The 14,680-nt window shown below is 59.7% G+C and carries 12 protein-coding genes and 1 pseudogene; 10 read left to right on the top strand and 3 right to left on the bottom strand.

What is annotated here, in order from left to right; translation table 11 throughout:
• Positions 1 to 38: 38 nt before the first annotated feature.
• Positions 39 to 482: an NUDIX hydrolase gene (locus ETW23_RS20310; protein WP_134831078.1), complete on the bottom strand. Its 444-nt coding sequence runs from the start codon at positions 480 to 482 to the stop codon at positions 39 to 41.
• Between the two features lie 77 nt (positions 483 to 559).
• Between ETW23_RS20310 and ETW23_RS20315 the strand changes: the two genes are divergently transcribed.
• The 8 genes and pseudogenes from ETW23_RS20315 (at position 560) to ETW23_RS20350 (ending at position 9,902) form a co-directional block, all read left to right on the top strand.
• Positions 560 to 1,546, top strand: coding sequence for an Hsp33 family molecular chaperone HslO (locus ETW23_RS20315; protein WP_134831079.1), 987 nt, complete (start codon positions 560 to 562; stop codon positions 1,544 to 1,546).
• Positions 1,539 to 2,147: a CoA pyrophosphatase gene (locus ETW23_RS20320; protein ID WP_254695090.1), complete on the top strand. Its 609-nt coding sequence runs from the start codon at positions 1,539 to 1,541 to the stop codon at positions 2,145 to 2,147. Before ETW23_RS20315 ends, ETW23_RS20320 begins: the two co-directional genes overlap by 8 nt.
• Positions 2,147 to 3,297: pseudogene (locus ETW23_RS20325) on the top strand (CCA tRNA nucleotidyltransferase). The gene ETW23_RS20320 and the pseudogene ETW23_RS20325 overlap by 1 nt, the downstream one beginning before the upstream one ends.
• A 217-nt stretch (positions 3,298 to 3,514) precedes the next feature.
• Positions 3,515 to 5,353, top strand: a complete 1,839-nt coding sequence (locus ETW23_RS20330; protein WP_134831081.1) for an ABC transporter ATP-binding protein — start codon at positions 3,515 to 3,517, stop codon at positions 5,351 to 5,353.
• The gene (locus tag ETW23_RS20335) at positions 5,350 to 7,194 is read left to right on the top strand and encodes an ABC transporter ATP-binding protein (protein WP_134831082.1); all 1,845 of its coding nucleotides are present in this window, start codon (positions 5,350 to 5,352) and stop codon (positions 7,192 to 7,194) included. Before ETW23_RS20330 ends, ETW23_RS20335 begins: the two co-directional genes overlap by 4 nt.
• A gap of 54 nt (positions 7,195 to 7,248) precedes the next feature.
• Positions 7,249 to 8,496 carry a class I SAM-dependent RNA methyltransferase gene (locus ETW23_RS20340; protein ID WP_134831083.1) on the top strand — a complete coding sequence of 416 codons (1,248 nt, stop codon included), beginning with the start codon at positions 7,249 to 7,251 and terminating at the stop codon, positions 8,494 to 8,496.
• A gap of 1 nt (position 8,497) precedes the next feature.
• Positions 8,498 to 9,307, top strand: coding sequence for an ion transporter (locus ETW23_RS20345; protein ID WP_134831084.1), 810 nt, complete (start codon positions 8,498 to 8,500; stop codon positions 9,305 to 9,307).
• A 67-nt stretch (positions 9,308 to 9,374) separates the two neighbouring features.
• Positions 9,375 to 9,902, top strand: coding sequence for a murein L,D-transpeptidase family protein (locus tag ETW23_RS20350; protein ID WP_129372632.1), 528 nt, complete (start codon positions 9,375 to 9,377; stop codon positions 9,900 to 9,902).
• Between the two features lie 64 nt (positions 9,903 to 9,966).
• Here ETW23_RS20350 and ETW23_RS20355 read toward each other — a convergent pair whose 3' ends face one another.
• On the bottom strand, positions 9,967 to 10,449 hold the full coding sequence (locus tag ETW23_RS20355) for a CAP domain-containing protein (RefSeq protein ID WP_129372631.1): 483 nt from the start codon (positions 10,447 to 10,449) through the stop codon (positions 9,967 to 9,969).
• Between the two features lie 170 nt (positions 10,450 to 10,619).
• Between ETW23_RS20355 and ETW23_RS20360 the strand changes: the two genes are divergently transcribed.
• Both ETW23_RS20360 and ETW23_RS20365 read left to right on the top strand, forming a co-directional pair.
• Entirely contained in the window at positions 10,620 to 11,237 is a 618-nt protein-coding gene (locus tag ETW23_RS20360) for a L,D-transpeptidase (RefSeq protein WP_129372630.1), read from the top strand.
• A 138-nt stretch (positions 11,238 to 11,375) separates the two neighbouring features.
• Entirely contained in the window at positions 11,376 to 11,558 is a 183-nt protein-coding gene (locus ETW23_RS20365; RefSeq protein ID WP_024092111.1) for a hypothetical protein, read from the top strand.
• A gap of 80 nt (positions 11,559 to 11,638) precedes the next feature.
• Here the strand turns inward: ETW23_RS20365 and ETW23_RS20370 are convergent, their stop codons facing one another.
• Complete coding sequence (locus tag ETW23_RS20370; RefSeq protein WP_134831085.1) at positions 11,639 to 14,647, bottom strand: aminotransferase class III-fold pyridoxal phosphate-dependent enzyme; 3,009 nt, start codon at positions 14,645 to 14,647, stop codon at positions 11,639 to 11,641.
• Between the last annotated feature and the right edge of the window lie 33 nt (positions 14,648 to 14,680).

The raw sequence follows: 14,680 nt of genomic DNA on the forward strand, positions 1-14,680 counted from the left end.
TGGGATGTTGTCTTTTCGGTGGTTGGCGTCTCAAACCCTTACAACCGGGCTGCCAGTTGGGCTGCAAAATGCCGGTCGCCGGCATTGCCAAGCCGGAGGGCGGCTTCCTGCGGGGTGACCCACAGCGCTTCATGCCCTTCTTCTGCAGGCGGGCCGATCCGGCGCAACGGGCGGGCAATGTAAATATGGCAAATTTTTTCGGCCCAAAGATCATACTCCGGCATATAGGCAAAGCGCCGGAACACACCCATCTTGTGCGGCGCGGCAATCTTCCAGCCGGTTTCCTCATAAACCTCTCTGTGCAGTGCGGGAATGGGTGACTCGCCTGGATCGATACCGCCTCCTGGCAGCTGCAGGTCCGGATGAGGCGCATACTGGCAGGTAATCAGCAGCTTGCCGCCCCGCGGCAGCAAAGCATAGGCGCCCGGACGCATCCGGTAACGCTGGCCGTTTTCCGGTGTCTTACCAAATCGCCTGATCACGGGCCGGCCCCTTCACTCCAGTATCAATTCTCCTATATAGCCCCGGTATGCCAATCCCCGGCGCGTAAGGAAACCCCATGACACTTGGTTCGAAAATCGCGTGGGACGACACCGTCCTGCCCTTCCAGCTTGATGCATCGGACATGCGCGGCCGCGTTGCGCGGCTGGACGGCGTGCTGGATGGCATCCTGAAACAGCATGATTACCCGCCGGTGGTTGAGGCGCTGGTCGCTGAGATGGCGCTGTTGACGGCACTGATCGGGCAGACGATTTCCCTGCGCTGGAAGCTGTCGTTGCAGGTGCAGTCCAAGGGCGCAGTGAGGATGATCGCGACCGACTATTACGCACCGCAAAAAGAAGGCGAAATCGGCCGGATCCGTGCCTACGCAAGCTTCGACCGCGACCGGATTACCGATAGCAACCCTTTTGATCAGGTCGGAGAAGGGTACTTTGCTATCATGATCGACCAAGGCCAAGGCACCAAGCCGTACCAGGGCATCACCCCATTGTCCGGCGGGTCGCTGCGCGCTTGTGCCGAGGCCTATTTCGCGCAATCCGAACAGCTGCCGACCATGTTCAAGATGAGCTTTGGAAAATCATCCGAGCCTGGAGTTGACGAGCATTGGCGCGCGGGCGGCATCATGCTGCAGAGCATGCCCAAAGCGTCGCCCTTTGCTGCGCAAAGCGAAGGATCGGGTGAAGTTCTGCAGGCCAGCGATCTGGTGTCCGGTGATCAGGAAGAAAACTGGAATCGGGCCACATTGCTGTTGGATACCGTGGAGGCACTGGAGCTGATCGGACCGTCAGTGTCCCCGGCTGATCTGTTGATCCGATTGTTTCACGAGGAACAACCGCGGGTCTTTGATGTTCAGGCCGTCCGTTTCGGCTGCACCTGCTCCGAAGAGCGGGTACGCCAAAGCCTGTCGATCTATTCGGCCAAGGACATTGGCACCATGACAAACGAAGATGGCCGGGTCACCGCGGATTGCCAGTTCTGCAGCGCGCATTACGATTTGGACCCGGCAAGCGTGGGGTTTGAAGCGGAAAACCCGTCCGGTGAGTGAGGCCGCGCAAAACCTCGCCAACAGAATTTCCGCCGCGCTGAAACACCAGGGCGGCGGCTCTTCCGACTTTGATCTCAACCCCGGTACCGTGCTGCCAGAAGGGCGCAAGCTGCGGCCGGCCGGGGTGCTGGTGCCCATTTCCGTCGCCGGAAATACACCGCGGCTTATTTTGACCAAACGTTCTTCGGCGCTGAAGCATCATCCGGGCCAGATCGCTTTTCCCGGCGGCAAGGTGGATGCCGGCGACACGGACGCCTGCGCCGCTGCATTGCGCGAAGCCTGGGAGGAAATCGGCCTGCCGCAGGAGTTGCCGCAGATTGCCGGCTGCCTGCCGGAGCATGAGACGGTGACCGGATTTTCGGTGACGCCAGTTGTGGCACTGATCCAGGAGGAATTCACCGTGCGTCCGGAAACGGGGGAGGTGGCCGAGGTTTTTTCCGTCCCGCTGACCCATGTGCTGGACCCAAAAAACTACATCATTGAATCCCGCCGCTGGCGCGGCACCCGCCGCCGCTACTATACCGTTCCATACGGCTCCTATTACATATGGGGCGCCACAGCGCGGATGCTGCGCGGTTTTGCGGCACGGATGGAGATGTAATGCGGATTGACCAATCCTGGTTGAAGGATCCTGCGACGCAGGCTGTTTGCAAGGCGGTCAATGCAGATGGAGCGCAGGTATTGTTTGTCGGCGGCTGCGTTCGAAACGCGCTGCTGGGGGAGGCGGTCTCCGACATGGACATCGCCACCGATGCACTTCCGGACCAGGTGATGGCGCTGGCAGGCCGAGCCGGGATCAAGGTGGTTCCCACCGGTATTGATCATGGTACAGTGACGCTGATCAAGAACGGCATCCCGCATGAAATAACTACATTCCGCAGGGATGTTGCGACTGATGGCCGCCGGGCAATTGTCGCATTTTCAACAGATATCACTGAGGATGCCCGCCGCCGCGATTTCACTATGAACGCGATTTATGCGCGTCCCGATGGCGAGATTGTCGACCCTTTGGACGGCATGGCAGATTTGCAAAAACGCCGTATCCGGTTCATCGGCACAGCAGAGAACCGCATACGCGAAGACTACTTGCGGTCCTTGCGCTATTTTCGCTTTCACGCTTGGTACGGCGATCACGCGCTGGGGTTTGACCCGGATGCGCTGGCAGCGATTGCAGCCAGTCTGGAGGGTCTGGCCACGCTGTCCAAGGAACGTGTCGGGGCTGAGATGCTGAAACTTCTGGCGGCACCTGATCCTGCGCCCTCGGCCGCGGCTATGCGGCAGGCTGGTGTTCTGGCACAGATTTTGCCTGGCGCCGATGACCGCGCCCTGGCGCCGCTGATTCACCTTGAGGCCGGGCGAGCTGCATCCTGCATCCGGCGGCTTGCCGCGCTCGGGGGGAGGGCCTTCAGGAGGCCTTGCGGCTCAGCAAGGCGCAGACCACTCATCTGCAGGCGATCCGCGAAGCTGCGGCCGGCACGGCCGGGGCAGGGGAGTTGGGCTACCGATTGGGTGCGGAACAGGCGCTGGATGCGCTGCTGTTGCGGTCTGCATTGCTGGAACAACCGGTTTCACCCGATTTGGAGAGCAAAATCGCGCAGGGTGCAAAGGCTGTTTTTCCGGTGAAAGCCCGGGATCTGCTGCCGGACTGCAAAGGCCCGGAACTGGGAGCGAAGCTGCGGAAGCTGGAGGCGGACTGGATTGCTTCGGGCTTCTTGCTCAGCCGGGAACAGCTGCTGGACTCCTTCCACTGACATAGGGTGTCAGCAGCGTCAGAACCTTTGGGGGTGACAAGAAAATATATCTTGCGTACGCATAGGGCAGCCACCACATGACGGATGAATGCTGATGTATTCTGGGATCTGGTTTCCTTAACGCCTGAGACCTAGCCCCGTTTGACATGGGAGCCATGGGCGGCCCGCTGTCCTCATCTGTATTCCAAATCAATGCTCGAACACCTGGAGCACCCGCATGTTTCGCTTCTTTGAAAACCTCATTGACCCTTATTGCGCCCACCCTGAGACCAACACGCCGCCAACGCGGTTGTGGCCGTTCCTGCGCGACTACGCAACGCCGTTCAAAACAGTCTTTATCCTGACCGCGCTGATGTCGGTCATTGTTGCCGCGATCGAGGTCGGGCTGATCTACTACATGGGCAGGATTGTCGACCTGATGTCCGGCAGGCCCGAGCAGGTTTGGGAGGCGCATGGAACCGAGCTGATCCTGGTTGCATTGTTCATCCTGTTGCTGCGGCCATTGATCCAGCTATTGGATGTGGTGCTGCTGAACAATGCGATCCTGCCGAACTTTGGCACGCTGATCCGCTGGCGGGCGCATAAACATGTGCTGCGCCAATCGGTGGGCTGGTTCGAGAACGACTTTGCAGGCCGGATTGCCAACCGTATCATGCAAACCCCGCCGGCCGCGGGGGAGGTGGTATTTCAAGTCTTTGACGCAATCACCTTTTCGCTGGCCTATCTGGCAGGCGCTGCGGTGCTGCTTTGGGTGGCAGACGTGCGGCTGATGCTGCCGCTGGGGATCTGGTTTGCGCTTTACGCTCTGTTGGTGATGTGGACGGTCAAGCGGGTCGGCCCGGCCAGCCAGGCGTCATCTGATGCGCGCTCTACCGTGACGGGGCGGGTCGTTGACAGTTACTCCAACATTCACTCGGTCAAGATGTTCGCGCATCACGACAACGAGCTGAGATATGCCCGTGATGCGATCGAGAACACCCGCAAAACCTTCCAGGCAGAGATGCGTATCTTCACCGTTATGGATGCCGCACTGGTCACGCTGAACGGGCTGCTGATTGTTGGCGTGGTCGGTTGGGCGATTATGCTGTGGTCGCAGGGGACTGCCTCGGTGGGCCTGGTGGCGGCGGCCACGGCGCTGACCCTGCGGCTCAATGCGATGACCGGCTGGATCATGTGGGCATTGACCTCGTTCTTCCGTCAGCTGGGTGTTGTGGCTGAAGGGATGGAGACCATAGCCCACCCCATCGATCTGGTGGATGCGGCCAACGCGGATCCGTTGCAGCTGACCAAGGGTGAGATCGAACTGCGAAGCCTCTCGCACCATTACGGGCGTGAGGCCGGCGGGCTCGACAAGATCAGCCTGACAATCCAGCCGGGCGAGAAGATCGGCCTGATTGGTCGCTCTGGTGCCGGCAAGTCGACACTGGTTAAGCTGCTTTTGCGGTTTTATGATGCCGAAAGCGGCCAGATCCTGATCGACGGTCAGGACATCCGCGCGGTGACGCAGGCCTCGTTGCGCAGCCGCATCGGTATGGTGCAGCAGGATAGCGCGCTGATGCACCGTTCGGTGCGGGACAATCTGCTGTATGGCCGTCCGGACGCCACCGAAGAGCAGATGATTGCCGCCGCCAAACAGGCGCAGGCGCATGAGTTCATCCTGGATTTGGAAGACCCCCAGGGCCGCAAGGGGTATAACGCCCATGTGGGTGAGCGCGGGGTGAAATTGTCGGGCGGCCAGCGCCAGCGCGTGACACTGGCCCGGGTGATCCTGAAGGACGCGCCGATCCTGATCCTGGACGAGGCCACCTCGGCGCTGGATTCCGAAGTCGAGGCGGCGATTCAGGAAACGCTTTACGGCATGATGCAAGGCAAAACGGTGATCGCCATCGCACATAGGCTGTCCACCATCGCGCAGATGGACCGTATCCTTGTGATGGATCAGGGCCGTATTGTTGAAGAAGGTTCGCATGAGATGCTTTTGCAGGCACAGGGACTTTATGCACAGCTCTGGGCGCGCCAGTCCGGAGGCTTCTTGAACATCGAGGCAGCAGAATGAAGATTGGCAATCTGATCGACGCCTTTCGCCCGGCCGATGGCCCGCCGCCGCAGCGGCTGGGGGCTTTTCTGCACTGGTGCTTGACCGGGGCCTGGCCAATGCTGCTGCTGGCGGCGGCATTCTCGGCGCTGGCCGGCGCGATGGAGGCGGGCACGGCCTATATCCTGGGAATTGTGATCGACACCGCAATAACCAGCGGGCCTGAGCAGTTCTTCTCGGCGGGCAATGCGGCGGTGATCGCGCTGGCATTGGGATTTTTCCTGTTTGTGCGACCGGTGCTGTTCGGATTGTCTGCAGCCTCAAATGCAATAATTGTCCAGCCTAACGTGAACCCGCTGGTGCTGTCGCGGCTGAACCGCTGGACGCTGGGCCAGCCGGTGCGGTTCTTCGACGATGATTTTGCCGGGCGGATTGCTCAGAAACAGATGCAAACGGCGACGGCAGTCACCTCGGTCACCACCGAGATGATCAGTGTTGTTGCGTTTGCATTGGCGTCTCTCGCCGGGTCATTGGCCTTGTTAGGCTCTATTGATTGGCGCATTACCGGCGTGTTTCTGGTCTGGCTGGTTGGCTACTTCGGGCTGATCCATTGGTTCCTGCCGCGTATCCGCAAGCGCTCTGGCACGCGGGCAGGGGCGCGGGCGATGGTGACCGGGCAGGTTGTGGATTCCATTACCAACATCAAGACGGTTAAGCTGTTCGCGCATGCTGATCACGAAGAGCGGACTGCCCAGGATGCTATGGTCAGCTACCGTGAAAAGTCGCTGCAATTCGGTTATCTCTCGGCCAGCTTCCGGTTCTGTTTGATGTGCCTGGCGGGTATCCTGCCAGTGCTGCTGATTGGCGCGACGCTGTTTCTTTGGCAGGCGGGCAGCGCAACCGAAGGGGACATCGTGGCCGCTGGTGCAGTCTCGATCCGGATTGCGCAGATGACAGGCTGGGTCAGCTTCACGCTGATGGCGATCTATTCCAACATTGGTGAGATCGAAAACGGAATGAAGACCCTCTCGGCCCGCGAAAGAGTTGAGGATACATCCGATGCCAAGCCGCTGGTTATCAGCAAAGGCGGCATCGAATTTGAACAGGTGGAATTCGCCTATGGCCGCGACGTGGGCGGGGTGCAGGGCATAAGCCTGGCCATCACCCCAGGTGAGAAGCTGGGTATTGTCGGTGCTTCCGGGGCAGGGAAGTCGACGCTCGTTTCACTTCTTCTTCGGCTCTATGATGGGGAAAACGGGCGCATTCTGATTGACGGACAGGACATTTCCGGTGTCACCCAGAATTCGCTGCGCAGCCAGATCGGTATGGTCACCCAGGAAACCGCCATGTTCAACCGCTCTGCCAGGGACAATATCTTGTATGGGCGGCCGGATGCGCCGGAGGAAGAATTGATCGCCGCTGCGGAGAAAGCTGAGGCGCATGAATTCATCACTGAGCTGGAAGACGGGCAGGGCAACAAAGGCTATGACGCTTTTCTGGGTGAGCGCGGCGTGAAGCTTTCGGGCGGGCAGCGGCAGCGGATTGCTCTGGCCCGGGCTATCCTGAAGGACGCGCCCATTTTGGTTTTGGACGAGGCAACCTCGGCGCTGGATTCCGAGGTTGAAGCCGCCATTCAGGCCGCCTTGCACCGGGTAATGGAGGGCAAGACGGTATTGGCGATCGCGCACCGGCTGTCGACGCTTAGCGAGATGGACCGGATTATTGTGATGGAGAAAGGACAGATCGCTGAAAGCGGCAGCCATGAAGAGCTGCTGGCCAAGGCGGGGCTTTATGCTGCTTTCTGGGCGCGCCAGTCCGGTGGATTTATCTGCACGGATGAGAACAAGGCGGCGGCTGAATAAAAAATCCGGTGCATTTTGCTTTTGCTGACCGGCTTGCCGCTGTAATGAGCGGCCATGACTGACGCAGCCAGAACTACAGCAACGATCAGCCGGCTAGGCCATCAAGGCGATGGCGTGGCCGATGGACCCTTGTTTGCCCCGCGCACACTGCCGGGAGAAACCGTTTCAGGTTTCGCAGAGAACAGCCGCCTGACCAGTATCCGGATCGAGACCCCGTCGGAGCACCGGGTGCAGCCAATCTGCCGCCACTACAAATCCTGCGGCGGTTGCCAGCTGCAGCACGCCAGTGACGGATTTGTGGCTGAGTGGAAAACGGACGTCGTACGCACCGCGTTGACGGCACAAGGGCTGGAGACAGAGTTTCGCCGGATCCACACTTCGCCGCCCGGCGCCCGCCGCCGTGCGACGCTGGCAGTACGGCGTACCAAAAAGGGTGCGATGGCCGGGTTTCATGGTCAGGCGTCGGATGTGATCACTGAAATTCCCGACTGCCAGCTGGTGGAACCCGCCTTAAAGGCTGCCATTCCCGTTGCAGAGGCGCTGGCGATGGCCGGGGCAAGCCGGAAGACACCGTTGGCGGTGACGGTTACCACCTCAGACGCTGGATTGGACATACTGGTCAGGAACGGCAAGCCGCTGGACGGGCCATTGCGGATCAAACTGGCGCAGCTGGCAGACCAGAACCGGATTGCCCGGTTGACCTGGGACGATGAACCGGTTGCGATGGAACAGCCGCCAGTGCAACCCTTTGGCGCGGCGCGCGTTTGCCCGCCGCCGGGGGCTTTCCTGCAAGCCACCCGGGATGGTGAGGCGGCGTTGCTGGCGGCGGTTCAGGAAATAACAGGCGGAGCCAAGCGGATCGTCGATTTGTTTGCAGGCTGCGGCACCTTTTCCCTGCCTTTGGCGCAGACGGCCGAAGTACATGCGGTGGAGGGCGAACATTCAATGCTGGAAGCGTTGGATGCAGGCTGGCGCCGGGCGGCAGGGCTGAAGAAAGTCACCACCGAGGTCCGCGACCTGTTCCGCAATCCGTTGCTGCCCGAGGATTTGAACCCGTTTGGTGCAGCTTTTGAAGCTGCTGTGATTGATCCGCCGCGCGCAGGCGCTGAGACACAGACTGCGCAGCTGGCCAAAGCCCGAACACCTGTGATTGCCTATGTCTCCTGCAATCCGGTGAGCTTTGCCCGCGATGCCAAGGTTCTGGTTACGGCGGGTTACAGCCTTGACTGGGTGCAGGTTGTTGATCAGTTCCGCTGGTCCGCCCATACCGAGCTGGTTGCGCGATTTACTATGAAAGACTGAGATGACTGATACCCAAGCGTCCACCCCGACCCGCCGCCTGGCAGCCATTCTGGACAGTGACCGGTTCGGCCGGTTTATTACCGCTGTCATCCTGGTCAATGCAGTCACCCTGGGATTGGAGACTGCCCCATCTGTCATGGCCAGGATTGGCGGTCTGATTCACCTGATCGACAACATTTGCTTGTCCATTTTTGTGGTGGAGATACTGGCCAAACTCTTTGTGCGCAGGTTGCGGTTTTTCCTGAGCGGCTGGAATGTGTTCGATTTCGTGATCGTCGGCATTGCACTGGCGCCGGGGACACAAGGGCTGTCAGTGCTGCGGGCGCTGCGTATCCTACGGGTGCTGCGGGTCATTTCAGTTGCACCGCGCCTGCGCCGGGTGGTCGAGGGGTTCATCACCGCGCTGCCGGGGATGGGCTCGGTTTTCCTGCTGATGGCGATTATCTTCTACATCGGGTCCGTGATCGCGACCAAGCTGTTCGGCCAGGACTTCCCGGAATGGTTCGGAGATCTGGGCCGCAGCGCCTATTCGCTGTTCCAGATCATGACGCTGGAAAGCTGGTCGATGGGGATCGTGCGGCCGGTGATGGAAGTGCATCCGCACGCCTGGGCGTTCTTTGTGCCGTTCATCATGGTGACGACCTTTGCCGTGGTGAACCTTCTGGTCGGTCTGATCGTGAACTCCATGCAGGATGCCCATGGCGAAGAAGAGGTGGAACGCACCGATGCCTATAGGGACGAAGTGCTGAGCCGCCTGGAGGCGATTGAACAGAGGCTAAGCAGCCAATTGGACCCGGACAGGAAATTGTGAATTTCCTTAACAGGCAATTCGCGGTAAAGGCTGAATAGAGGCAAAAAAAGAAATACAGGCATTGAGAATGGACAGACGGGCATTTGGTTTCGGTGCGGCCGCGAGCCTTGCGCTGGCTGGTTGCAGCACCTCCGGCAGCGCAGTGAGCCGGTTTCACTCATATGACGGACCGCAAGTGACTTCGATCGTGATCAACAAGGGTGCGCGTAAGCTTTACCTGATGCACAACGAAGATATCCTGCGCGAGTATGAGGTTGATCTGGGGTTCGCACCATTGGGGCACAAGGCGTTTGAGGGTGACGGAAAGACACCTGAGGGCACGTATGTGATTGACCGGCGCAATCCCAACAGCCGCTATCATCTGTCGGTTGGGATCTCTTATCCAAACGGGCAGGACCGGGCAAATGCGCATGCTCAAGGCAAGCGCCCGGGCGGTGAGATTTTTATCCATGGAGAGCCGAACAACGGCAAGGAGCGCAAACGCGCAGCCCGGGTTGACGACTGGACCGCCGGTTGTATCGCGGTGTCAAATGAAGAAATCGAAGAGATCTATGCCATGGTGCAGGACGGCACGGCCATCGCTTTGCGGCCCTGAACATCTGCCAGGGCCGCCGCGTCTGCAGTTGCGCCGGCGCCGTGCATAAGCACAGCGTTGCGGCTCAGCTGCCCATAACCATCGTCCACCAGATTTTGCCGTTCGGCTCCTGGAACCAGGAGAACCCCATATTCGTGGCTTTTGGGTCGAGAATCACTGCGCGTGTGGCTGGGCGTTCCAGCCACGCAGACAGGGTTTGCTGCTCATTCTCGTAGGTTTCAGAGATGTTCTCCCCCAAAAGCGAGCCGGTGTAACCTGCACGCGACACCCGGTCCAGCGGCGAGGAGCCGTCGGATCCGAAATGCCAGGGCCGGTTTTGCACTGACATGTCCCGGGAATGGGTCGCTGCGGCCGCAGTCAGCTCGGCATTCAGCTGTACGGTTTGTGCACCAGCCGCCTGACGCAGCGCATTGACTGAATCAAGCATCCGGATCTGCACTTTGTCTGCGTTTCTAATACGGTAGGTGCTGCCGGATTCTGTTGCGGGCGTGCATGCTGCCGCCAAAGTTACAAAGGCAGCAGCTATCAGCAGAAAAACACGTTTCATATTGCTCTCTCGCTCCGTCGGTTGCTGATGCACTTATCCTTCCTGTTGCAGAGGTGCAAATGGACCGGCAGAAATATGCAGACCTGCCGGTCGGATTGATTTGCGACTGCGGCTTTCCGGTCATAAAATGGCGCAGCCATTGATCCTGATTGCGCAAGTTGGAAAGAGTGATGCCCCAAAACCCCTTTGATACCTTCAGCAGGCGGCATTTTCTTGCCGGCAGCGCTGCTTTGATCTCCTCGCCATCCTTTGCGCAAGAGACCGGCGACGAGGCGCAGCAGGCCTTTGACCCGTTGCGTCCGCCGCCAGAGCCGGAACCGGCTGTCCAGCGCAACATCTCCGCATTCCGGGCCAAATCCTGGAGACCATACTTTGATACCCTGCGGAACGGGGCGATTCTGGTCGATATCGACAGCCGGGCTCTGCATTATTGGTCCCAGGATGAAAGCGTTTACAAACTGTTCCCGTCTTCTGTGCCGCTGTCCGACGATCTGACCCGCCGCGGCCGGACCAAGATTGTTCGCAAAGTTGACGGCCCAGGCTGGGCTCCAACCCCGAATATGCGCAAGCGCAACCCGGAATGGCCTGCGTTCATTCCGCCGGGGCCGGATAACCCGCTTGGCACCCACGCGCTGTATCTTAGCTGGAAGTATTACCGCATCCATGGAACCCATGATACGCGGAAAATAGGCCGCAAATCATCGAATGGCTGCATCGGGCTTTACAATGAACATATCGCCGATTTGTTCAGCTTGACCAAAGTCGGCACCCAGGTGTTGCTTATTTGACGACACGTGGCGGGGCGCTAAGCTGTTAACTATAACAAGCAATTGCAATCCCGCGGTTTTGCTGGTTAGAAAAAAATACGAGATAAGTCTTGGGTGCGTGGTTCAGTTGTATGATCCGTGCGAATTCTGGAGGTTAACATGAAAAAACTCGTTATCGCTGCTGCGCTGACTGCTGCTGCTTCGACTGCCACTGCTGGCAACCTGTCCGAGCCGGTTGTAGAACCGCCGGTCATCGTGGAAGAAGCTCAGGGTTCTTCCAGCGGCATTCTGCTGCCGCTGCTGCTGCTGGTTCTGGTCGGCGCAGCTGTTGCATCGAACTAAGTTTCGGTACACGGTTACAGAAAAGGCGGTGGGTTTCCACCGCCTTTTTTGTTGCCTGATCTGCGGGTCAGGAGGGGCTGTCAGGCCGCCTCCACTTCGCGCAGGATACTATCCAAGACATAGATGATCATGTCTGCGTCTTCTGCACCTATGGTCAGCGGCGGTCGGATCTTCAGAATGTTGTCCTTGGGACCTTCGCTGCCGATCAGGATCCGGTGATCACGCATCCTGTTTTTGACGTAGGAGCAAATTCCGGTGGCCTCCGAGCCATCCGGGGTGATCAGTTCCAATCCCAGGAACAGCCCCATTCCACGCACATCGCCAACGCAGGCGTATTTCTGCTCCAATCCCTGCAGCCCTTCGATCAGCCGGGCGCCTATCACCCGGGCGTTGTCCTGCAGGCCTTCATCGTCAACGATATCCAGCACCTCCTTGCCGGTCCGGCAAGACAGGGTAGACCCGCCGAAGGTCGAGAAAAACTCGATCCCGTTGTCAAAGCTTTTTGCAATCGCCTTGGTCGTGACAAGCACGCCCAGCGGGTGGCCGTTGCCGATAGGTTTGCCCATCACCACGATGTCGGGAACTGCGCCCTGGTGTTCGAAGCCGAAGTAGTATTTGCCAAGGCGGCCCAGGCCGGTTTGCACTTCGTCGGCGATGCAGACACCTCCTGCCGCACGGATCTTTTCGTAAACTGCAGGCAGATATCCCTGCGGCGGGACAATCTGACCGCCAACAGAGGGAAAGGTTTCAGCGATGAAGCCGGCGATGCCGTGGCCCTTGCCTTGCAGGTTCTTGATTGCCGGATCGACCAGGTCCGCGAACTTTTGCGCGCGCTTTGGATCATCTCGGCGGAAGGAACCGCGGTAGTCGTCTGCAACTTCGACCAACTCCACCCAGTCCGCATGGCCTGCACCGCCGGGCTTGTTGAACTTGTAAGCGGAGATGTCGATCGCGCCTGTTGTGTTGCCGTGATAGCCGTGATCGGGCGTCACCATGCCCTTTGCCCTGGTGTGGGCGCGGGCCAGGCGCAGGGCCAGCTCATTGGCTTCGGTGCCCGAGTTTACGAAAAAACAGACCTCAAAAGGATCTGGCAGCTTGGACAGCACCTTGTCTGCAAAGGCGGTTTGTGCCGGATGCAGATAGCGGGTGTTCGAATTCATCCGCTTCAGCTGATCCGCTGCCACCGCCTGGATGCGCGGATGGGCGTGGCCCACATGTGGCACGTTGTTGTAAGCGTCCAGATAGGGCCGCCCCCATTCGTCAAACAAGTGGTGCTTCCAGCCGCGCACCAGCATCACCGGGTCATTGTAGGTGAGGCTGAGGTTGCCGCCAAAATGGGTGCGGCGTCGGGCCAGAACCTCACCTTTGTCGGTTGGGTGATAGCGGACTTTTTCATCCGGCAGGTTGAGCAGGGCCGCGGGGTTGGGGCAGATTGCGCGCCACAGGTACATCTCATCCGGGTCGCCTGCGCCGGGCCAGCCGGCCTCGATTCCTTTGGTGGTCAGGGCCAGCTGGAAATGCACATGCGGTGCCCAGCCGCCGTTCTGGCCAGGGTCACCCAGGCGGCAGAATTCCTCGCCCTTTTCCACCATATCACCCGGTTTCAGGCGGCCCAGGAATTCCGGGTCCAAATGGCCGTAGAGAGTGAAGAACGGATCGCCCATAGGCGTTTCATGGCGCAGGATGATCACCCCGCCGTAGTCCAGATGCCCGTCCCGGTACTCTGCCGCAAAGACTTCACCACGCATGGGCGCAAATACCGGCGTGCCAGCGCCGGCAAAGGCATCCACCGCCAAATGCACAGTGCGGCGGCCGCTGGCTTTCCAAGGGCCTTTGCGGAAAGCGGGCTCTGTATAGATCAGCCGTGGCTCATGATAATAGCCAAGCCAGATGCGGCCCTGGTCCTCGAACTCCTCGCCAACTCTGGCCGCTTCTTCCAGCGGCATGTGGAATGGGTTCTGCGGCCAGGTGGAGTGTTCCACCGACAGCGATCCCATCGGTGCATCTGCCAGGTCCTGGCCCATCAGCGGGGCGAATTTGCCGTGTTCCTGCTCCAGCCAGGCCATCACACGGTCTGCACCATCAACGACCGGCAGGCCGCACGCCGCGCGCAGCCGGGCAGTCAGCAACCCGTCCTGCAGTGTGTTTCCCTCCAGAAATCGCCAGGCCGGAGCTTGCGAGATGGTCACATAGGAATCATCCGGATTGTCCGCTGCCATCATGGTGGAATTGACAACACTCACCGCCAGCCGCGCGCGCAGCAGCGGCCAGACCATGTCTACCTCGGCAGGCGTCAAAGGATAAGCCTCGTGATACCCTGCAACCAGTGCTGCCATTGCTGCCTCCGGCGCTGGGTGGTCCAGCACGATATAGGCCGCAGCAATTGCCAGGTCGCAGATCCGCGGTGCGGCGCACATGTCGCCCAGGTCGATGAGGCCTGACACCCTGCGGGTTTCACCCAGTTCTCCCGCCACCATGATGTTGTAGTCATTGGCGTCATTGTGGACGGCCTGCTTGGGAAGCTTCGCTAAAACAGGCTCTAACTTTGCGAAATCCGCGGAAATCCCTTCAATGATTGCACGGCGTGCCGGAGCGGTGATGCAGAACAGCTGATCCTTGATCCAGCCCGCGCGCATCAGGTCCCATTTGAAATCACGCTCCAGCCCATCGTGCCGGAAATCGGCCAGCGCCTTGGCCGAGCCGCCGAGAACCTGACCAATCTCATGGATCAGCGCATCGCTTTTGGGTTCTGCCTTGGCATAGCACCGCCCGGGTAGCTGGTTCAGCAGCCAGACCAGCCGGTTTTGCCCTTTTTCATCCGGGAGTGTCAGCAGCGATCGGCCATCCGCAGCGGCGATCACCCGCGGGCAGGGCAGATCCGGCTGGCGCGCGGCGATATGCTCAAACGCCTTTACCTGCATGTCGACCAGCCAGGTTTCGCAGCCGGGGCGCATCGCCTTGAGGATATAGCCCTGGTTCTCGGCACCTTTGGCCAGAAAGTTCAGGTCATATTCTCCATCCAGGCGGCTCAATTCCGCCTGGATGCCCCAATGCTGTTTCAGGGCTGCTGCCCAATGCGCAAGCGTCATCCAAAACTCTCCCCGGTCTGCCGGTCTGCCCGG

Origin of the sequence: Leisingera sp. NJS201 (assembly GCF_004535885.1) — a bacterium.
Classification (GTDB): domain Bacteria; phylum Pseudomonadota; class Alphaproteobacteria; order Rhodobacterales; family Rhodobacteraceae; genus Leisingera.